This window comes from Escherichia sp. WS547 (assembly GCF_046486065.1).
In the GTDB taxonomy this organism is placed as follows: Bacteria; Pseudomonadota; Gammaproteobacteria; order Enterobacterales; family Enterobacteriaceae; genus Escherichia; species Escherichia coli.
This window is the reverse complement of the sequence record NZ_JBJQMA010000006.1, coordinates 161690-181622: the sequence shown is the minus strand read 5'-3', so window position 1 is coordinate 181622 and position 19933 is coordinate 161690. Positions and strand designations below refer to the sequence as shown.

Genomic DNA, 19933 nt, shown 5'->3' with positions numbered 1-19933 from the left:
ACATGGCAGAGACATTAGAGAAAAAACATGAGCGGATCATGCTCAGGTTTGACCGCGCCTATTCTCCACAGAAGGAAGTGCGCGAAAAGTGCATTGAAGCTACGAGGTTTGCTCGTGTCCCCGGAGGTCAATGGGAAGGAGCAACGGCGGCTGGAACTAAGCTTGATGAGCAGTTCGAGAAGTATCCTAAGTTTGAAATCAATAAGGTAGCAACTGAACTTAACCGCATCATTGCAGAATACCGCAATAACAGAATAACCGTTAAGTTTCGTCCTGGTGACAGAGAGGCAAGCGAAGAGTTAGCCAATAAATTAAATGGTCTGTTCCGTGCTGACTACGAAGAAACTGATGGCGGTGAGGCTTGCGATAATGCATTTGACGACGCTGCTACTGGTGGTTTCGGTTGCTTCCGTTTGACGTCGATGCTGGTCAATGAATACGACCCCATGGACGATCGTCAGCGTATTGCTATTGAACCAATATACGACCCGTCGCGCTCTGTGTGGTTTGACCCTGACGCTAAGAAGTACGACAAATCTGACGCGTTGTGGGCGTTCTGTATGTATTCGTTGTCACCTGAAAAATATGAGGCTGAATACGGAAAGAAACCTCCTACTTCTCTGGATGTAACGTCTATGACCAGTTGGGAATATAACTGGTTTGGTGCAGATGTTATTTACATAGCGAAGTATTACGAAGTTCGTAAAGAGTCTGTTGACGTCATCAGTTATCGACATCCAATCACTGGAGAGATTGCAACATACGACAGTGATCAGGTTGAAGATATTGAAGATGAACTGGCAATAGCTGGATTTCATGAAGTGGCAAGGCGCTCAGTGAAGCGCCGTCGTGTGTATGTATCCGTAGTGGATGGTGATGGTTTCCTTGAGAAACCTCGACGTATTCCTGGTGAGCATATCCCCCTCATCCCGGTTTATGGAAAACGCTGGTTCATTGATGACATTGAGCGTGTCGAAGGGCACATTGCAAAAGCAATGGATCCACAGCGTTTGTACAACCTTCAGGTTTCAATGCTGGCTGATACTGCAGCGCAAGACCCCGGTCAGATTCCTATAGTTGGCATGGAGCAAATTCGTGGACTTGAGAAGCACTGGGAGGCTCGCAACAAGAAACGCCCAGCGTTCTTGCCGTTGCGCGAAGTGAGAGATAAATCTGGCAACATTATCGCTGGAGCTACCCCGGCAGGATATACACAGCCTGCGGTTATGAATCAGGCATTGGCTGCATTACTACAGCAAACCAGTGCAGATATTCAGGAGGTTACAGGCGGCAGTCAGGCCATGCAGCAGATGCCAAGTAATATTGCTCAGGAAACGGTTAACAACTTGATGAACAGAGCAGATATGGCTTCGTTTATCTATCTGGACAATATGGCGAAAAGTCTTAAACGAGCTGGTGAAGTATGGCTGTCAATGGCTCGTGAAGTGTACGGTTCAGAGCGTGAAGTGCGCATCGTTAACGAAGATGGAAGTGATGATATCGCTGTCCTGAGCGCACAGGTTGTTGACAGGCAAACAGGGGCTGTTGTTGCGTTAAATGACCTTTCTGTCGGTCGATACGATGTGACGGTTGATGTTGGACCAAGCTACACAGCACGACGTGATGCAACGGTTTCTGTACTGACAAATGTCCTTAGCTCTATGCTTCCAACAGACCCAATGCGTCCGGCAATTCAGGGTATTATTCTGGACAATATCGATGGCGAAGTGACCTGCTCCCCGTTGATTAGTACACCCCGATGTTAGTAATGTCTTCATAAGCCACATGAGGACATCCCCATGAAGAAGCGTTTTTCCGACGAACAGATCATCAGTATTCTCCGCGAAGCCGAAGCTGGGGTACCCGCCCGTGAACTCTGCCGCAAGCATGCCATTTCCGATGCCACGTTTTACACCTGGCGTAAGAAGTATGGCGGTATGGAGGTGCCTGAAGTTAAGCGCCTGAAGTCGCTTGAGGAAGAGAACGCCAGACTCAAGAAGCTGCTTGCCGAAGCCATGCTGGATAAAGAGGCGCTTCAGGTGGCTCTTGGGCGAAAGTACTGACGACAGACCAGAAGCGGGAAGCCGTGATGTTGATGTGTGATGCGACCGGTCTGTCGCAACGTCGTGCCTGCAGGCTTACAGGTTTATCCCTGTCGACCTGCCGCTATGAGGCTCACCGTCCGGCTGCTGATGCGCATTTATCAGGGCGCATCACTGAGCTGGCACTGGAGCGCAGGCGTTTTGGCTACCGTCGTATTTGGCAGTTGCTGCGCCGTGAAGGGCTTCATGTTAATCATAAGCGCGTGTACCGGCTTTATCACCTCAGTGGCCTGGGCGTAAAACGCAGAAGACGTCGTAAAGGGCTGGCAACAGAACGTCTGCCGCTGCTCCGTCCGGCGGCGCCCAATCTGACCTGGTCGATGGATTTCGTCATGGACGCACTTTTCACCGGTCGCAGGATCAAGTGTCTTACCTGCGTCGATGATTTCACAAAGGAATGCCTGACGGTCACTGTTGCCTTTGGGATTTCAGGCGTTCAGGTCACGCGTATTCTGGACAGCATTGCACTGTTTCGAGGCTATCCGGCGACGATAAGAACTGACCAGGGGCCGGAGTTCACTTGCCGTGCACTGGATCAATGGGCCTTTGAGCATGGTGTTGAGTTGCGCTTAATCCAGCCGGGCAAGCCAACGCAGAACGGATTTATTGAGAGCTTTAACGGACGATTTCGCGATGAATGTTTGAATGAGCACTGGTTCAGCGATATCGTTCATGCCAGGAAAATTATTAATGACTGGCGGCAGGATTATAACGAATGCCGCCCGCACTCCACGCTGAATTATCAGACACCGTCTGAATTTGCAGCGGGCTGGAGAAAGGGTCATTCTGAGAATGAAGATTCCGACGTTACTAACTGAGTGTTGTATCTAATCGTGGGGGCAGGTCAGAAGGCCTTGATGACTTCAAAGAGTACAACCGAAACCAACTGCTGATATCTGGCATTGCAAAACCACGCAATGAGAAAGAGCAGCAGATTGTTCAACAGGCGCAAATGGCAGCACAAAGCCAGCCAAATCCTGAAATGGTTCTCGCTCAGGCGCAAATGGTAGCAGCGCAGGCAGAAGCGCAAAAAGCAACTAACGAAACTGCTCAAACTCAAATCAAAGCATTTACTGCCCAGCAGGATGCGATGGAGAGTCAGGCAAACACTGTCTATAAACTGGCTCAAGCCAGAAACATCGATGACAAAGCAGTGATGGAGGCAATACGCCTTCTGAAAGATGTCGCCGAGTCACAACAACAGCAATTCCAGTCACCACCACAGTCTCCGGCAGACTTAATGCCGAGTTAACCAGGAGTAATCAATGGAAAACGAACTGATCATCGACGGTCAGGTTATTGACCTGTCTGAAGCACAGGAAAATGCAGAAGAAACCATCATCCAAACAGAGTCACAGCCTGAGAATGAAAGCCAGGATGACAACGGTAAAGAGGTGGCAACTCAGCCTGAAAAAACCGAAGAGACACCAGAAGATTACGCCTTGCGTATTGGTGATGAAGAAATTCAGCTTAACGCTGACGATGATGATCACATTGACGGGCAACCTGCACCGCAATGGGTGAAAGATCTTCGCAAAGGCTTCAAAGAAACACAGAAAGAAAACCGTGAGTTGCGCCGCCAGCTTGAGGAAGCATTAGCCAAGCCAGCGGAACATCAGCAACCACAACCAGACGCTATTCCACCAAAACCGACTCTTGAGTCGTGTGATTATGACGAACAGGCGTTTGAACAGGCATTGACTGATTGGCATGAGAAAAAAGGCCGTGTCGAACAGCAGCAGCAACAAAAACTACGTCAGCAACAGGAATACCAGCAGCGTTTCCAGCAAAGGGTAGAAGCGCATAAACAACGGGCAGCCAAACTTCCTGTGAAAGATTATCAGGAAATGGAAGCCATTGTTCTTAGTGAGCTACCACCAATTCAGCAGGAAATCATCATTCACTGTGCAGACGAAGGCTCTGAACTACTCGCCTATGGCTTAGGTAAGAGCCAGCAATTACGCCAGCGTGTAGCCGCTGAGACAGATCCAATTCGCGCAGCATTCCTCTTGGGGCAGATTAGCAAACAGGTAAGCCTTGCTCCAAAACCAAAGAAAGCCATCAAGCCAGAGCCGGAAGTACGTGGTGGCGGTGCTGATGCGAAACAAGACGAATTCAACAAATTATGCCCCGGCGCAAAAATCGAATAAGGAAAAGATAAATGCCTAACAATCTCGACAGTAACGTCAGTCAAATCGTTCTGAAAAAATTCCTTCCGGGTTTTATGTCAGATTTAGTTCTGGCGAAAACCGTAGACCGTCAGTTGCTGGCAGGTGAAATCAACTCCAGCACTGGCGATAGCGTTAGCTTTAAACGTCCGCATCAATTCTCATCCCTCCGTACTCCCACTGGTGATATTTCAGGGCAAAATAAAAACAACCTGATCTCAGGTAAAGCTACGGGGCGTGTAGGTAACTACATCACTGTTGCTGTTGAATATCAGCAACTGGAGGAAGCGATCAAGCTTAACCAGCTGGAAGAAATTCTCGCGCCGGTTCGCCAGCGAATCGTTACCGACCTTGAAACAGAGCTTGCTCACTTCATGATGAATAACGGTGCGTTGTCACTTGGTAGCCCCAATACTCCAATCACCAAATGGTCTGATGTTGCGCAGACGGCATCTTTCCTGAAAGACCTCGGCGTTAATGAAGGTGAAAACTATGCTGTAATGGATCCATGGTCTGCACAGCGACTTGCTGATGCGCAGACTGGTTTGCATGCTTCAGATCAATTGGTTCGTACTGCATGGGAGAACGCACAGATCCCAACCAATTTTGGCGGCATTCGCGCACTGATGTCTAATGGGCTTGCCTCTCGTACGCAGGGGGCATTTGGCGGAACACTGACAGTCAAAACACAGCCAACTGTTACCTATAACGCAGTTAAAGACTCATACCAGTTCACTGTAACATTGACCGGAGCGACAGCCAGCGTTACAGGTTTTCTGAAAGCTGGTGATCAGGTCAAATTCACCAATACCTACTGGCTGCAACAGCAGACCAAACAGGCGTTGTATAACGGAGCCACACCAATTAGCTTCACTGCAACGGTTACTGCTGATGCTAATTCAGACAGCAGTGGCGATGTGACGGTTACGCTTTCTGGTGTTCCGATTTATGACACTACAAACCCGCAGTACAACTCTGTAAGTCGTCAGGTAGAGGCAGGCGATGCCGTATCTGTAGTAGGCACTGCTAGCCAGACAATGAAGCCAAACCTGTTCTATAACAAGTTCTTCTGTGGACTTGGCTCTATCCCACTGCCGAAACTGCACAGTATTGATTCTGCTGTTGCAACATATGAAGGTTTCTCCATCCGCGTACATAAATACGCAGATGGCGATGCCAACGTGCAAAAAATGCGCTTCGACTTACTGCCTGCATATGTGTGCTTTAACCCTCACATGGGCGGTCAGTTCTTCGGTAATCCGTAATAACAAGGGGCTTACGCCCCTTTTATGTTTTAAGGAAACAATATGGATCGGATGAGTGTATTCCTTGCCGCAGATAACGAATCCGGGCATGTACAGGCCGTTATCGCAGAAAAAGACTTCCAGTTTTTCGAAAGGTTGGGCTTTGTTGCCTCAGTTGATGAATTGAAACCGACCAGTAAGCGAGGTCGTAAGGCGGCGGACAATGGCAACAGTACTGACAAAGGGTGAGATCGTCCTTTTTGCGCTTCGTAAGTTTGCTATTGCTTCTAATGCATCGCTTACTGATGTTGAGCCGCAATCAATTGAAGATGGTGTAAATGATCTGGAAGATATGATGTCCGAGTGGATGATTAACCCCGGCGACATTGGTTACGCTTTCGCAACTGGAGATGAGCAGCCATTACCAGATGATGAGTCAGGTCTTCCAAGAAAATACAAACACGCAGTAGGCTATCAGTTATTGCTGAGAATGCTATCTGATTACAGCCTTGAACCAACTCCGCAAGTTCTCAGTAACGCCCAACGCTCATATGATGCCTTGATGACCGACACTCTGGTTGTTCCTTCAATGCGACGACGTGGAGATTTTCCTGTAGGGCAGGGTAATAAATATGACGTGTTCACATCTGACCGATATTATCCAGGCGATCTCCCTCTGATTGATGGCGATATCCCAAACGCATAGGTGAATAAATGCCTATTCAGCAACTTCCGCTTATGAAAGGTGTCGGCAAAGACTTTAGAAACGCCGACTATATCGACTATCTGCCAGTGAATATGTTGGCAATTTTGATATAATAAGTACATGAAAAATCGAAACTTTAAGGAGTAGATATGCTTTCTGAGAATGCTAAAGATATACCTGGATTTGAAGGTGTTTATGCCGTAACAGAAGATGGCAGGGTGTATTCTCACTCACGTGTTGTTAAGGCTGCGCATGGCAGCACGCAACTCAGAAAGGGGCGCTGGTTAAAGCCTAAAATAAATCAGGGAAGGGTGCTTTATAATATCGGAGCAAAATGGACTTTTGCCCATCGAATCGTTGCAATGACATTCCTGCCAAATCCTGAAAACAAGCCTCAGGTAAATCATATTGATGGCAATCCACTCAATAATAACGTCAATAATCTTGAGTGGTGCACTCAAAGCGAAAACATCAAACATGCATACGCCACAGGATTAAAGAAACCAATCAAGTTTTTCGGAACCAAGCACCCAAAACACAAGTTGAGTGATGACGATGTTCTTGCAATCAAGTCATCAAAAGAAAGCTTGTCAGTAATTGCGGCTAAGTACGGGATATCTAAGACTTGGGCAAGTAGGCTAAAGCGTGATGCTAACTGGGTTCATATAAAGGTTGATTCCAATGGCAATACAACAACTACCACTAATGAAGGGATTAGGGAAAAGTGCGGTTAATGCTGATTATATAGACCAACTTCCAGTCAATCTTTTAGCTACGCCCAAGGAGGTGTTGAATTCATCGGGATATCTTCGCTCATTCCCGGGCATTGCCAAACGTTCTGATGTGAACGGCGTATCGCGCGGCGTCGAGTACAACATGGCGCAGAATGCTGTTTATCGCGTGTGTGGTGGCAAGCTCTACAAAGGCGAAAGTGAAGTCGGTGACGTTGCCGGAAGTGGTCGCGTATCAATGGCACATGGTCGGACATCACAGGCGGTAGGTGTTAACGGGCAACTGGTCGAATACCGCTATGATGGCACAGTTAAAACAGTCTCAAACTGGCCTACAGACAGCGGATTCACTCAGTATGAGTTAGGCTCAGTCCGCGATATTACGCGCTTACGTGGGCGTTATGCGTGGTCAAAAGACGGCACTGATTCATGGTTTATCACTGACCTTGAAGACGAATCACATCCTGACCGATACAGCGCACAATATCGTGCTGAGTCTCAGCCTGACGGTATTATCGGCATCGGAACATGGCGAGACTTCATCGTCTGCTTTGGTTCATCGACGATTGAATATTTCTCCCTGACTGGTGCAACCACCGTTGGTGCTGCTCTGTATGTCGCACAGCCATCGCTGATGGTGCAGAAAGGCATTGCCGGGACTTACTGCAAAACGCCATTCGCTGATTCTTATGCGTTCATCAGCAATCCGGCAACAGGTGCGCCGTCTGTGTACATCATCGGTTCCGGTCAGGTATCACCAATCGCCAGCGCGAGCATTGAGAAAATACTCCGCTCCTACACTGCTGATGAGCTGGCTGATGGTGTGATGGAATCGCTGCGATTTGATGCTCATGAGTTGCTGATTATCCACCTTCCGCGCCATGTTCTCGTGTACGACGCATCTTCAAGCGCCAATGGTCCGCAATGGTGCGTACTGAAAACAGGACTGTATGACGATGTGTACCGCGCTATCGACTTCATTTACGAAGGCAATCAGATAACGTGCGGCGATAAGCTGGAATCCGTGACCGGGAAATTACAGTTCGATATCAGCAGCCAGTACGACAAGCAGCAGGAACACCTGCTGTTTACTCCGTTGTTCAAAGCGGATAACGCCAGATGCTTTGATCTGGAGGTGGAATCATCGACTGGTGTTGCGCAGTATGCTGACCGCCTGTTCCTCTCTGCAACCACTGACGGCATCAATTACGGTCGTGAGCAGATGATTGAGCAGAATGAACCGTTCGTTTACGACAAACGCGTTTTGTGGAAGCGTGTCGGACGCATCAGGAAAAATGTCGGCTTCAAATTGCGCGTTATCACGAAGTCACCTGTCACTCTGTCTGGCGCTCAGATAAGGATTGAGTAATGGCGGATTCGAATCTCAATGTGCCGGTAATCATTCAGGCTACACGGCTCGACACATCAGTCCTTCCACGCAATATCTTCTCGCAGTCGTATCTGCTTTACGTTATCGCACAGGGCACTGATGTTGGTAACGTGGCTAACAAAGCCAACGAGGCCGGACAGGGCGCTTATGACGCACAAGTCAGGAACGATGAGCAGGATGTGATTCTTGTCGATCACGAAATTCGACTGGCATCAGCTGAAACTAAGATTCAGGACCACGAAACAAGGATCACTAACGCAGAAGCGGCGATAGTCGGCCTTGATTCACGATTAACGACAGCAGAAAACGATATTGATTACCTGACGGATGAAGTTGTCGCCATTCAAAACACGCTTTCAGACCATGAAACGCGCATCGATGCTCTGGAGTATGCCACTACTCGCAAGAAGTCAGAGGTTGTTTACTCTGGCGTATCTGTAACCATCCCGACAGCGCCGACCAACCTTGTTAGCCTGCTGAAAACGCTCACGCCGTCATCCGGCACGTTGGCACCATTCTTCGACACCGTTAACAACAAGATGGTTGTGTTCAACGAGAACAAAACCTTGTTCTTCAAGCTGTCGATTGTCGGGACGTGGCCCAGCGGAACCACCAACAGATCAATGCAGCTAACCTTTTCCGGCTCTGTTCCTGACACACTGGTCAGCAGTCGTAATGCGGCGACAACAACCGACAACATCCTGTTAGCTACATTCTTCAGCGTGGATAAAGACGGCTTTCTTGCCACAAATGGCAGTACGTTAACCATTCAGTCAAATGGGGCGGCGTTTACTGCCACAACCATCAAAATCATTGCGGAGCAGTGATGGAAATAAAGCTCATCGATAATCCGGTGAAGCTTGCAGAATTCCTCAACAACCCGGCAAACACGGGAAATATCGTAGACAGTGGAGATAAATACTACATCAAGCCTGATGCGGTATACCTCGGCATCTACGAAGGATTAGTGCTGGCTGGCGTTCATGAAGTGCGTAACTTCTGGCATAGCGTTGTTGAATGCCATGCGGTGTACGACCCCGGATTCCGTGGTGAATATGCACTGCAAGGGCATCGATTATTCTGCAAATGGCTTCTCGAAAACTCACCATTCCTTAACAGCATCACTATGGTTCCTGACACCACGAAATACGGACGGGCAATTATCCGTTTGCTTGGCGCTACCCGTGTTGGTCACCTTGATGATGCTTATACCAGCAATGGAAAGCCTGTAGGCATCACGATTTATCAGTTACCGCGCTCAAAATACGAGGAGCTAAAGAATGTTAATTTTCCAGATTGCCAATAAGCACCTCAGCAAAGTTGTTTACTGCAAAGGTGGCAGTGATGGCGGTTCAAAAGCCCAGGCACGCGCAACTGAAAAAGGTATCGAATTGCAGCGTGAAATGTGGCAAACGAACATGCAAAACCTTGCACCGTTTACGCCACTCGCTCAGCAGTATGTATCACAGTTGCAGAATCTTTCCTCACTTCAGGGGCAAGGGCAGGCACTTAACCAGTATTACAACTCCCAGCAGTACAAAGACCTTGCAGGGCAGGCTCGTTACCAGAGTCTGGCGGCAGCAGAGGCAACGGGTGGATTAGGCTCTACAGCAACAGGAAACCAGTTAGCAGCAATCGCACCTACACTCGGTCAAAACTGGCTGTCAGGTCAGATGAACAACTACAACAATCTGGCAAATATCGGCCTTGGTGCTCTTACAGGTCAGGCAAATGCCGGACAGAACTACGCTAACAACGTCAGCCAATTGTATCAACAGCAGGCGGCAGCATCTGCGGCTAATGCTAACCGACCATCAGGACTGCAATCAGCCTTGGGAGGTGCCATGAGCGGTGCGGCATCAGGGGCGATGATTGGCTCTGTGGTGCCAGGAATAGGTACGGCTGTTGGCGCTATTGGTGGCGGCATTATCGGTGGTCTTGGATCATTGTTTTAAGGTGGGAATATGGCTACTTGGCAACAAGGAATCAACTCAGGCGGTTTTCTTGCTGGTATCGGTGGACAAAACTCAAATGCGCCAAAGGCAAGTGATGTAAGTGAGGCGTTGGCCTATATTCGCCAGAACAACGAAATGGAGCGTTCAGGTCGCAATAACATCGGCCTTCAGGCGTTGCAGGGACTTGGTAGTGTCGCTCAAACATATCAAGCTGCAAAGCAACAGGAAGCGGATGCTGCATTCCAAAAAGAATATGCGGCAGCCATCCAGTCAGGTGATCGACAGCAGGTGCGAGATCTGATGACCAAATACCCTGGTCAATTAGAGAAGATTCAGTCTGGTATGAAGTGGGCAGACGAAGACCAGCGCAATTCTATCGGCACCTTAGCGGCTGGCGCACGCCTTGCGGCCTCGTCTCCAGAAGCAATGCAATCATGGCTGCAAAACAACGCCAAGGAACTGGCGCGCGTCGGTGTTGACCCTAACAGCGTTGCTCAGATGTATCAGCAGAATCCTTCAGGATTTGGTGAGTTTGTTGATCACCTTGGGATGGCTGCTCTTGGTCCGATTGATTACTTCAATGTTCAGGACAAGATGGATGGTCGTGAAATTGACCGAGGCAGGCTGGCAGAGACAATCCGTAGCAATCAGGCTGGAGAAGCACTAACAGCGCGTGGTCAGGACATCCAGATACGTGGACAGAACATCAGCGCACAGAATGCTGCTCTTTCCCGCGAAATACAAAGAGCAGAATTACAAGAAAAGGCTCTTGACAGACAGATAGCCAGAGAAAGCAATCAGTTAAAGCTTGAAGAGCTAAAGCAGAAACAGGCAGATGTTCGGCAAAAGGCTGAAATAGCTCGTGCTGACAGACAGGCCGCCGCTCAGGGCGCTGTTGATACGTTCAGCACTGCGCTTGATTCTCTCAACGAGATAGAGCAAAGCCCCGGCCTTTCAAAAGCAGTAGGCATTCGCTCAGCGTTTCCGACAGTTCCTGGATCTGATGCGGCTAACTTTGAAGCAAGACTCGACACCTTTAAAGCTCAAACTTTCCTCCCTATGGTGCAGTCCCTGAAGGGTATGGGTGCTCTTTCAGATGCTGAGGGTAAAAAATTATCCGATGCGGTTGGTGCCCTAAGCCCCAAAATGAGTGAAAAGGCTTTTCGTGACTCTATCGGAAAGATTAGAAATCAGCTTGAAAGCAAGTTGAGCACTGTTAAAAAACAGTTTGATTATCAGGAGCCGGTACAGAATATGCCAGGGCAACAATCTACTACTGGCAGTAACTTTTCTTCACTATGGGGTGATTAATGGCTAAAGCATGGAAAGATGTTATCGCCTCTCCACAGTATCAGGCGTTAGCACCAGAACAAAAAGCGCAGGCTCAGGAGCAATACTTCAATGAAGTCGTGGCCCCGCAAGCCGGAGAAAATGCAGAGCAGGCTAAGCAAGCTTTCTATGCTGCCTATCCATTGCCATCTGTGCAGCAAGTGGAGACACAGCAACCAGTAGCACAGCAACAACCACAGCAAAGTGGATTTATGTCTGATCTTGGCGAAGCAGTAAAAGAGACTGGTCGCGGACTGGTGCAGGCTGGCGTGAACGTGGCAAACATACCTGCATCAGTTGCCGATGCTGTAACAAGTGCGGCTGCATGGGCTGGCGGTAAACTCGGCATTGGCGATGGGACATATCACCCAGCGCCACGAGTAACAACGCAGGGATTAGAGCAGGACTTTGGCCTTCAGCAAGGTGCGCTGACTCCACAAACGACAGAGGGAAGGGTATTTGCTGAAGCATTGCCTTACCTCACTCCTGCTGGCGTTGAGAGAGCGGCAGCACAGGCACCAACACTTGCTGGTCGAATTGCTCAGGGGGCAACCCGCCTTATAGCAGAAAACGCAGTTGGATCACTTGCTGCAAATAGTGCGAAAGATGATGCGGAAGCACTCGCCACCGATTTAGGCGTTGGTGTACTTGCTGGCGGTGCTATTAACGCTGCCGGACGTGGATTAGGTGCTGCTTATCGTGGCGTTCGTGGTGCTATCGCGCCAGAAGCGCAGCAGGCTATCAGATTTGCAGAGCGTGAAGGAGTTCCTCTGCACACCACAGACCTGTTACAACCAACTTCCCGCGTCGGAAAAATGGCGCAGACTACAGCAGAAAATATCCCCCTGGCTGGCACAAGCGGAATGAGAGCAACGCAACAGGAAGCGAGAAGCCAGTTGGTGCAGAGATTTGCTGATAAATTCGGTGAGTATGATCCAGCGGTTATTATTGACAGCCTTAAAGCGAAAACATCAGGAATTCGTCGCGCTGCCGGTAATCGACTGGAGCAGGTTCAGAATGCTATGGCTGGAGTAAACATTCAGCCTGCGCGAGCAATTCAGCAGATTGATACAGAAATATCTAACCTGCAGAAGCTTGGTAAGGTTGCTGATAACGAGACTATTTCAAAACTTCAATCCTATCGTGATGAGCTTGTTCGCAATGCTGGTCCTGATGGTCCGGTAAATCTGGATTTGAAGCAATTAAGCGACCTGCGCAGCCAGTTCAGAATGGACGTGAAGGGTGAGCGACCAGTGTTACCAAACCGTTCCGATGCTGCCATTCAGCGAGTTTACAAGGCGATGACAGACGATATCAATGGTGCCATTGGTCAGAATCTTGGCAACGATACTCTCCGTAAATATCAGCAGGCCAATGCCGTATACGCTGACGAAGCAGCGAAACTAAAGAATACCAGGATGAAGAATGTTCTCATGAAAGGCGACCTGACGCCGGAAGTTGTCAACAACATGCTATTCAGCAAGAACAAATCGGAAATTAAGACGCTGTATAACTCAGTTGGTCGTGTTGGCAGAGCGCAAATGCGCAATGGCATCATTGGAAAGGCGATGGAGAAATCTGGCGGATCCCCTGACCAGTTCCTTCGGCAGCTTAACATCCTGCAAAACCAGACTGGCATCACATTTAAAGGTCAGGAAGCCGCTTATCTGAAAGGATTGAAAAACTACCTGCAATCCACGCAACAGGCTGCAAAAGCGGCAGTAACAACACCAACAGGGCAGCAAACCATCCCGTTCATTATCGGATATGGGACGGCAATGAACCCGGCGACAACTGGCGCAGCAGTAAGCTACGGACTTCTTACTCGCGCCTATGAGAGCGAGCCATTCAGAAATGCAATGCTCCGAATGGCAAACACCCCACGCGGATCAACAGCGTTTGAGAAAGCCATGCAGCAGGCACAAAAGGCAATTAACGCTATGACGCAGGGGGCTAAGTCTGATGCGTTGTCAGAATAGCTTTTCAAACACCAGGAACGTGCAAAAACCAAATATGTAGAACGCGAGGTTTATCGTATCCCTCTGCATAGGCGATACCTTTGCTGATTGTTATCTGATGTTACTGCTACTGTTGCATGTGACTGTATTTCCAAACCCTGGATTGCAGTTTGTGTAAGTGTCAACTCGTGTTGGATAGGGTTGAGTTATAACAGGCTGTCTCGCTTTTTGCTCGATCGCTTGCATTGTGTTTACAGCCTGATAATTCAATAAAGCCTGCTGAAATGCTTGGCTTTGTGCTATTTGTTGGGCTTGTTCTTGGCTTTGTAATTGAACATAAAGATTCTGAAGCTCAAGTCTTGCCTGTGCGTCACTTATCTTGCCTTCATCGACACCTTGCCCGAGCATCTTCGCAGCAAGGACATACAGCTTAGGTGTTGGTGCAGATGCCATGCGTGAGTCGTTCTTCACACTGGCATCAAGGCAATTAGCCATATCGCTAAGCTTTGGATAGCGTTGTTCGCAACTTGCTTGATAGTCACTTACTTTTGCGCATCCAGCCAGCAGAAGCGGGATAATTAACAATGATTTTTTCATATGGTTAACTCTCCTTAGTTTTTCACAGGATATCATGAAGGCAATGCCATTTTAGCCGGAAACTAGATTGCTATGTTTCCTTTTTATTATTGCTATACATGGTCTTAAGCGTATCAAAGACAATTTTCTTAACCATATCAGATTGTTGTTCTGCCATACGCTCTGCATCGTCAATGTAAACGGATGCAGAGCTTTGTTTAGCCAACGATTCTTCAATCGCTGCAATTATCTCTGAGTTCAGCGATCTGTTATTCATCTTCGCACGCTGCTTAATTTTCGCGTGGAGTTCATGCGGAAGTCTCAAGTGAAACTGCGCCTCGTCGTATTTGCTGTACATCCTTGATGCCTCACCAGTTGGGTGGAATGGCATCGTAACCTACTGGATAAATACTCAATAGTACCATTTCGGTATGCAATCACATCATGGTTGCATCATATCATTCGTCTGGAGCAATGAAATGTCAGATATCACCGCAAATGTTGTGGTAAGCATGCCTTCGCAACTCTTCACTATGGCGCGTTCTTTTAAAGCCGTAGCCAATGGCAAAATTTATATCGGTAAAATTGACACTGACCCGGTAAATCCTGAAAACCAGATTCAGGTTTATGTGGAGAACGAAGACGGTTCTCACGTTCCTGTTTCGCAACCAATCATCATTAACGCTGGCGGGTATCCGGTATATAACGGACAGATTGCCAAATTCGTTACCGTGCAAGGCCATTCTATGGCTGTTTATGATGCGTATGGTTCTCAGCAATTCTATTTTCCGAATGTGCTGAAGTATGACCCTGATCAGTTTAAGCAGCAGTTAGAAAGCGATGCTGATGGAATGGGTGACGCACTAGTTGCAGTTAAGCAGCCATATATCGGCTCAATAGCTTTAACTCAACATGATAAAAATACCAACTTCATTTCAGCCAAGGATTTCGGTGCAACAGCTGACGGAACTCTGCATCCACTCAGCGAGAAATTCTCCACACTATCAGCGGCGCAGGCTGTTTATCCATTCGTAACATCACTAACTCAGTCTCTTGACTATGCAGGCATACAGGCCGCAATTAATACAGGGCGGAATGTATTATTGACATCTGGAACTTACTTCGTAAATGCAACGATAGAGATGAATTCAAACTGCACAATAAATGGCGAAACAAACAGCAACATAAATAGGCCGGAAACTTTCATAGCAGTAATAGGAAATATACCTTGTTTCCATTACCACGCAGCGTTTAATACAATAAATATTGAAAATGTCTATATTTTTTACGATGGAGGACGCCCTACATCACCTACTGACAATGATGGTAAAATTGGCATTCTAATTGATGGAGGAACTACTTCACCAGGCGTTATGCACATTAAAAATGTTGAGGTTGATGGTGCATGGTGGGCCATATATGATGACTCTGGAAATTACCTAACAAAGTATACCCAGGTATGGGCGAGGAGAGTTGCGCATGGTTTCTATAAGGCGAACGGAACGACAATACAGTGGGATACATGTTATGTGCTGGATGCAGCACAGGCATGGTATGTTGTAAATTGCCTGTCTCCTCAGCTAATAAACTGTGCAGGAGACCAGATCACAGTTGACGGGTCGCAATATACATTTGATTCCTCAGGGTTATATTTTTCTGGATGTAAGTGTCTTACTATTACAGGGTATGATGGTGAGTCTAATATAATAAAAAATACAAATGGAATTACTGCGTCGTATATAAAACTTAATGATACTATTGCCCATATATCAGGATTGGCCGGGCATGGAAACTCAATGCAAACAACGGGGAGTGGGACAGCAGCATTTATCTTTGCAACAGGCACAAGCATTGTTAACATAAAATCAAGTACCGATAGCTTCCTTGATAGCGAATCAATAACCTACACTGGCTCTGGATACCCAAACACATTGCTGACAGACTCAACAGCAAAAATAATTGCTGAGGGATGCCGGTTTAAGGCTCCGACTGGTGGGACTCCTGTAATATCAACTTACAGCACAGGGAATGGAGTATTTACTGACTGCTCATTAACTGGGACGCAAACTTCAGGCTCATATGTTGAATCACGAAGCTCTGCAGGTAATCAGTTGCCAGCAGTGTACACAGCGAAAGGAACTCAGGCTGTTACAGCTAACGTAGCAACTACGTTGTTTGAACTGCCAAATAGCCAAGGGATGTACCTGATAAGCGTTTGGGCAGAAAGCAGTGGAACAAATTTCTCTTCGCTTCAGCTTGCCATGTGGGACGGAACAACACTTACTTTAACTCCGCTTAAGTCAGGAGGGTTGATATCATTTACAGTGACAGGAAGGATTGTAACCATCACAAGCCAGGGAACAACAACATTTAACTGGACATACACCAAGGCAGGGTGATGAAAATGCGCATGGATGCGCTTCTTGTTTACCTTGAAATGTGCTACATTTTCGCAGATGTTCACTCCATATCTGGGAAAGAAATGAAAGGTAAAATCAAGTCTCTTGATGGACTAAGGGCAATAGCGGTATTCCTTGTAATAATAGCCCACGCTACAGGAATATATTTTCATGAGTATGAGGTTATGCTTGGTGGAAGTTCACAGTTTGGCGTTTGGATATTCTTTGTTCTCAGCGCATTTTTGCTAACCAGTAGATTTATTTCTACCGGATTTTCCTGGCGGTCTCTTTTAAGTTATTTCCTTGGAAGAACAATGAGAATCCTTCCGGTGTTCGCAATAGCTGTTCTCGTGTATTCATATTTTGGGTATTTTGATTTGAATACGGCAATCTCAATCATAACGATGAAAGAGGCCGTGCTTCATTTCTGGACAATACCAATTGAGTATAAATTCTACTTCATACTTCCATTCTTTGCGTATGCTGGTGTCGCAATTCAAAAAGTGTACAATGGAAAAGCAGCGGCATTCCTTATTTTCGCACTGGCTGTATTGCTACAGGGATTGTACCCTGCGATGGATAGTGCGTATGGCGGAATGGTGATGTGGTATTTCCCACTGTTTGCTTGCGGAATGATTGCAGCATTTCTCTATCACGATAATTTCCTTAAAATTGGTCAAGAGTTGTCTGATATAGCCTTCCTGTTCTTTATTGTATCAATGCTTATTGCACTGCCTAAAGTTATGTGGAAGTTAACTGGTGGGTTTACTGATGGATGGGTTCTCAACAAATTTATTTTCTATGCGCCAATATTTGGACTCATTGTTCTGCTAATGAGCTATGGAGAAGGTGTATTTGCTTGGGCTCTGTCAACACCGTTAATGTCTTACATTGGTAAATGGAGCTTCTCTATATACCTATGGCACTTCCTGATTCTAGCAATGGGTGTGTGGTACGTAGGAATCAGTTTCTATATGTATATAGCAACGATGGTAGCATCAATCTTAGTTGGGGCGGTAAGTTTTTATCTAATCGAAAACCCAATGGAAAAGCTTAGGCATAAAATTATGGGTATGATTACTAAAATGCAGGATTCCAAAATCACTGAATCAAGCAGAGCATAACCATAACAATCGACCTAAAGAGATCACCAAACTGAGCATGGTTGTAAATTCAACTAACCCAGTGCGTTGACAAAAAATTAGCGCAAGAAGACAAAAAATCACCTTGCGCTAATACTCTGTTACAGGTCACTAATACCATCTAAGTAGTTGATTCATAGTGACTGGATATGTTGTGTTTTGCAGTATCATGCAGTCTATTTTTTAGACTAAATGTATTTTAACACATTGATATTATTGGCTTTTACTGTTTCACGTTCAGCTTTTTTATACTAACTTGAGCGAAACGGGAAGGTAAAAAGACAAAAAGTTGTTTTTAATACCTTTAAGTGATACCAGATGGCATAGCGCCATCTGGCAGAGTGATTAACTAAACATCGCAGTAATCGAGGCGCTTGCCAGAGAGTGGAAATGGACGTTAAACCCGACCATCGCGCCGCTGGCACCTTCATCGACATCAATACGTTCTACATCCAGCGCGTGAACGGTAAAAATGTAGCGATGGGTTTCGCCTTTCGGCGGCGCTGCACCATCGTACCCGGTTTTACCAAAGTCGGTACGCGTCTGCAAAACGCCGTCTGGCATTGCTACCAGACCAGAGCCAAACCCTTGCGGTAATACGCGGGTATCAGCGGGTAAATTAACAACGACCCAGTGCCACCAGCCGGAGCCGGTTGGCGCATCCGGGTCGTAGCAGGTGACGACAAAACTTTTCGTTCCCGCAGGAACATCATCCCACGCCAGATGCGGTGAAATATTATCGCCATCGTAACCCATGCCGTTAAAGACATGACGATGTGGCAACTTATCGCCATCGCGCAGATCATTACTGATGAGTTTCATGAACCCTCCTTTCTAGTTTGCAGAAAGTGCAGCCAGAAACCCTCACGCTGACTTCCCGTTATTGGCAAAAAAATGTTTCATCCTGCACCGCACGATTAACCGCTGCGGTCAGACGCTGCAACTGTTGCGGGAGAATAATATAGGGCGGCATCAGGTAAATCAGTTTGCCAAATGGTCGTATCCAGACACCCTGTTCGACAAAGAATTTTTGCAGCGCTGCCATATTCACCGGACGAGTGGTTTCGACCACGCCAATGGCCCCTAGCACGCGCACATCGGCAACCATTTTGGCATCACGGGCTGGTGCCAGTTGCTCGCGCAGTTGTACTTCAATAGCCACCACCTGCTGCTGCCAGTCGCCAGATTCGAGAATCGCCAGGCTGGCGTTTGCTGCCGCGCAGGCTAGCGGATTGCCCATAAAAGTTGGCCCATGCATAAAGCAACCGGCTTCGCCGTTACTGATGGTTTCCGCAACCTCGCGCGTGGTGAGTGTGGCGGAAAGGGTCATTGTACCGCCGGTTAAGGCTTTACCGAGGCACAAAATGTCCGGCGCGATATCTGCATGTTCACAGGCAAACAGTTTGCCAGTACGACCAAATCCGGTGGCGATCTCGTCGGCAATCAGCAAGATACCTTCGCGATCGCACATTTTGCGGATTCGTTTTAACCATTCCGGATGGTAGATGCGCATCCCGCCTGCGCCCTGGACAATCGGTTCAATGATCACCGCCGCGATTTCATGACGATGCGCCGCCATCAGGCGGGCAAAGCCCACCATATCGCGCTCATCCCATTCACCATCCATGCGGCTTTGCGGGGCGGGAGCAAACAAGTTTTCTGGCAGATAGCCTTTCCACAGGCTGTGCATTGAGTTGTCCGGATCGCACACCGACATCGCGCCAAAGGTATCGCCATGATAACCATTGCGGAAGGTCAGAAAACGCTGGCGCGCTTCGCCTTTGGCCTGCCAGTACTGCAACGCCATTTTCATCGCCACTTCTACCGCTACGGAGCCGGAGTCCGCGAGAAAAACGCATTCCAGCGGTTGCGGCGTCATCGCCACCAGTTTGCGGCACAGCTCAATGGCTGGCGCATGAGTGATACCGCCAAACATCACATGCGACATGGCATCAATTTGCGACTTCATCGCCGCATTAAGCTGCGGGTGATTGTAACCGTGGATCGCCGCCCACCAGGACGACATACCGTCAACCAGGCGTCTGCCGTCAGACAAAATTAGCTCGCAACCTTCGGCGCTCGCCACCGGATAAACCGGCAGCGGGGAGGTCATGGATGTGTAGGGGTGCCAGATATGGCGTTGGTCAAAGGCAAGATCGTCCGTTGTCATAATCGACTTGTAAACCAAATTGAAAAGATTTAGGTTTACGAGTCTACACCGAATTAACAACAA

Annotated in this window: 18 protein-coding genes and 3 pseudogenes; 17 read left to right on the top strand and 4 right to left on the bottom strand. The window is 47.7% G+C overall.

The annotated features are described in order from the left end of the window. Positions 1-2: 2 nt before the first annotated feature. The 15 genes and pseudogenes from ACJHWK_RS07810 to ACJHWK_RS07740 form a co-directional block, all read left to right on the top strand. Positions 3-1727: pseudogene (locus tag ACJHWK_RS07810) on the top strand (portal protein); the annotation flags it as partial. Between the two features lie 72 nt (positions 1728-1799). Continuing rightward, positions 1800-2920 (top strand): IS3-like element ISSen4 family transposase gene (locus ACJHWK_RS07805; protein WP_136681669.1). Its coding sequence is split into 2 segments (ribosomal slippage): positions 1800-2058 and positions 2058-2920, totalling 1122 coding nucleotides; the frame shifts between segments, so codons are not numbered across the junction. A gap of 29 nt (positions 2921-2949) precedes the next feature. After that, positions 2950-3354, top strand: a pseudogene (locus ACJHWK_RS07800) (portal protein); the annotation flags it as partial. Positions 3355-3367: 13 nt separating this feature from the next. Further along, complete coding sequence (locus tag ACJHWK_RS07795; RefSeq protein WP_000426727.1) at positions 3368-4252, top strand: hypothetical protein; 885 nt, start codon at positions 3368-3370, stop codon at positions 4250-4252. Positions 4253-4263: 11 nt separating this feature from the next. Continuing rightward, the gene (locus ACJHWK_RS07790; protein WP_001133481.1) at positions 4264-5535 is read left to right on the top strand and encodes a P22 phage major capsid protein family protein; all 1272 of its coding nucleotides are present in this window, start codon (positions 4264-4266) and stop codon (positions 5533-5535) included. 42 nt (positions 5536-5577) lie between these two features. Then, entirely contained in the window at positions 5578-5763 is a 186-nt protein-coding gene (locus ACJHWK_RS07785; protein ID WP_000375639.1) for a hypothetical protein, read from the top strand. Further along, entirely contained in the window at positions 5738-6220 is a 483-nt protein-coding gene (locus ACJHWK_RS07780; protein ID WP_000246750.1) for a packaged DNA stabilization gp4 family protein, read from the top strand. The genes ACJHWK_RS07785 and ACJHWK_RS07780 overlap by 26 nt, the downstream gene beginning before the upstream one ends. An 8-nt stretch (positions 6221-6228) precedes the next feature. Then, positions 6229-6321 (top strand): annotated as a pseudogene (locus ACJHWK_RS07775) (packaged DNA stabilization protein); the annotation flags it as partial. Between the two features lie 48 nt (positions 6322-6369). Beyond that, the gene (locus tag ACJHWK_RS07770; protein ID WP_021529421.1) at positions 6370-6954 is read left to right on the top strand and encodes an HNH endonuclease; all 585 of its coding nucleotides are present in this window, start codon (positions 6370-6372) and stop codon (positions 6952-6954) included. Next, complete coding sequence (locus tag ACJHWK_RS07765) at positions 6902-8320, top strand: packaged DNA stabilization protein gp10 (RefSeq protein WP_410234814.1); 1419 nt, start codon at positions 6902-6904, stop codon at positions 8318-8320. Before ACJHWK_RS07770 ends, ACJHWK_RS07765 begins: the two co-directional genes overlap by 53 nt. Beyond that, positions 8320-9168, top strand: a complete 849-nt coding sequence (locus tag ACJHWK_RS07760; RefSeq protein WP_410234813.1) for a tail needle knob protein — start codon at positions 8320-8322, stop codon at positions 9166-9168. The genes ACJHWK_RS07765 and ACJHWK_RS07760 overlap by 1 nt, the downstream gene beginning before the upstream one ends. Then, the gene (locus ACJHWK_RS07755) at positions 9168-9647 is read left to right on the top strand and encodes a DUF2824 family protein (RefSeq protein WP_000403515.1); all 480 of its coding nucleotides are present in this window, start codon (positions 9168-9170) and stop codon (positions 9645-9647) included. The genes ACJHWK_RS07760 and ACJHWK_RS07755 overlap by 1 nt, the downstream gene beginning before the upstream one ends. Next, positions 9622-10296: a DNA transfer protein gene (locus tag ACJHWK_RS07750; protein WP_089614335.1), complete on the top strand. Its 675-nt coding sequence runs from the start codon at positions 9622-9624 to the stop codon at positions 10294-10296. Before ACJHWK_RS07755 ends, ACJHWK_RS07750 begins: the two co-directional genes overlap by 26 nt. Before the next feature lie 9 nt (positions 10297-10305). Beyond that, positions 10306-11607, top strand: a complete 1302-nt coding sequence (locus ACJHWK_RS07745) for a phage DNA ejection protein (protein ID WP_089564551.1) — start codon at positions 10306-10308, stop codon at positions 11605-11607. Continuing rightward, positions 11607-13604 carry a lytic transglycosylase domain-containing protein gene (locus ACJHWK_RS07740; RefSeq protein ID WP_170886147.1) on the top strand — a complete coding sequence of 666 codons (1998 nt, stop codon included), beginning with the start codon at positions 11607-11609 and terminating at the stop codon, positions 13602-13604. Before ACJHWK_RS07745 ends, ACJHWK_RS07740 begins: the two co-directional genes overlap by 1 nt. A 90-nt stretch (positions 13605-13694) precedes the next feature. Here the strand turns inward: ACJHWK_RS07740 and ACJHWK_RS07735 are convergent, their stop codons facing one another. After that, positions 13695-14180, bottom strand: a complete 486-nt coding sequence (locus ACJHWK_RS07735) for a hypothetical protein (RefSeq protein ID WP_170886148.1) — start codon at positions 14178-14180, stop codon at positions 13695-13697. A gap of 70 nt (positions 14181-14250) precedes the next feature. Continuing rightward, on the bottom strand, positions 14251-14517 hold the full coding sequence (locus ACJHWK_RS07730; RefSeq protein ID WP_000287054.1) for an Arc family DNA-binding protein: 267 nt from the start codon (positions 14515-14517) through the stop codon (positions 14251-14253). 121 nt (positions 14518-14638) lie between these two features. Between ACJHWK_RS07730 and ACJHWK_RS07725 the strand changes: the two genes are divergently transcribed. Then, positions 14639-16558 carry a phage head-binding domain-containing protein gene (locus ACJHWK_RS07725; protein ID WP_170886149.1) on the top strand — a complete coding sequence of 640 codons (1920 nt, stop codon included), beginning with the start codon at positions 14639-14641 and terminating at the stop codon, positions 16556-16558. Further along, positions 16558-17682: an acyltransferase family protein gene (locus ACJHWK_RS07720; protein WP_000783990.1), complete on the top strand. Its 1125-nt coding sequence runs from the start codon at positions 16558-16560 to the stop codon at positions 17680-17682. The genes ACJHWK_RS07725 and ACJHWK_RS07720 overlap by 1 nt, the downstream gene beginning before the upstream one ends. 363 nt (positions 17683-18045) lie before the next feature. On the opposite strand, the gene ACJHWK_RS07715 is transcribed toward ACJHWK_RS07720, so the two are convergent. Beyond that, positions 18046-18522 carry a kinase inhibitor gene (locus ACJHWK_RS07715; protein WP_000767391.1) on the bottom strand — a complete coding sequence of 159 codons (477 nt, stop codon included), beginning with the start codon at positions 18520-18522 and terminating at the stop codon, positions 18046-18048. Between the two features lie 58 nt (positions 18523-18580). Further along, complete coding sequence (gene bioA, locus ACJHWK_RS07710; protein ID WP_001309367.1) at positions 18581-19870, bottom strand: adenosylmethionine--8-amino-7-oxononanoate transaminase; 1290 nt, start codon at positions 19868-19870, stop codon at positions 18581-18583. Positions 19871-19933 lie beyond the last annotated feature (63 nt).

Coding starts and splice junctions, on each gene's coding strand:
- ACJHWK_RS07755 (WP_000403515.1), top strand. CDS start 9,168: ATGGAAATAAAGCTCATCGATAATCCGGTGAAGCTTGCAGAATTCCTC.
- ACJHWK_RS07730 (WP_000287054.1), bottom strand. CDS start 14,517: ATGTACAGCAAATACGACGAGGCGCAGTTTCACTTGAGACTTCCGCAT.
- ACJHWK_RS07760 (WP_410234813.1), top strand. CDS start 8,320: ATGGCGGATTCGAATCTCAATGTGCCGGTAATCATTCAGGCTACACGG.
- ACJHWK_RS07745 (WP_089564551.1), top strand. CDS start 10,306: ATGGCTACTTGGCAACAAGGAATCAACTCAGGCGGTTTTCTTGCTGGT.
- ACJHWK_RS07770 (WP_021529421.1), top strand. CDS start 6,370: ATGCTTTCTGAGAATGCTAAAGATATACCTGGATTTGAAGGTGTTTAT.
- ACJHWK_RS07725 (WP_170886149.1), top strand. CDS start 14,639: ATGTCAGATATCACCGCAAATGTTGTGGTAAGCATGCCTTCGCAACTC.
- ACJHWK_RS07785 (WP_000375639.1), top strand. CDS start 5,578: ATGGATCGGATGAGTGTATTCCTTGCCGCAGATAACGAATCCGGGCAT.
- ACJHWK_RS07715 (WP_000767391.1), bottom strand. CDS start 18,522: ATGAAACTCATCAGTAATGATCTGCGCGATGGCGATAAGTTGCCACAT.
- ACJHWK_RS07740 (WP_170886147.1), top strand. CDS start 11,607: ATGGCTAAAGCATGGAAAGATGTTATCGCCTCTCCACAGTATCAGGCG.
- ACJHWK_RS07795 (WP_000426727.1), top strand. CDS start 3,368: ATGGAAAACGAACTGATCATCGACGGTCAGGTTATTGACCTGTCTGAA.
- ACJHWK_RS07790 (WP_001133481.1), top strand. CDS start 4,264: ATGCCTAACAATCTCGACAGTAACGTCAGTCAAATCGTTCTGAAAAAA.
- ACJHWK_RS07720 (WP_000783990.1), top strand. CDS start 16,558: ATGAAAATGCGCATGGATGCGCTTCTTGTTTACCTTGAAATGTGCTAC.
- bioA (WP_001309367.1), bottom strand. CDS start 19,870: ATGACAACGGACGATCTTGCCTTTGACCAACGCCATATCTGGCACCCC.
- ACJHWK_RS07765 (WP_410234814.1), top strand. CDS start 6,902: ATGGCAATACAACAACTACCACTAATGAAGGGATTAGGGAAAAGTGCG.
- ACJHWK_RS07750 (WP_089614335.1), top strand. CDS start 9,622: ATGTTAATTTTCCAGATTGCCAATAAGCACCTCAGCAAAGTTGTTTAC.
- ACJHWK_RS07735 (WP_170886148.1), bottom strand. CDS start 14,180: ATGAAAAAATCATTGTTAATTATCCCGCTTCTGCTGGCTGGATGCGCA.
- ACJHWK_RS07780 (WP_000246750.1), top strand. CDS start 5,738: ATGGCAACAGTACTGACAAAGGGTGAGATCGTCCTTTTTGCGCTTCGT.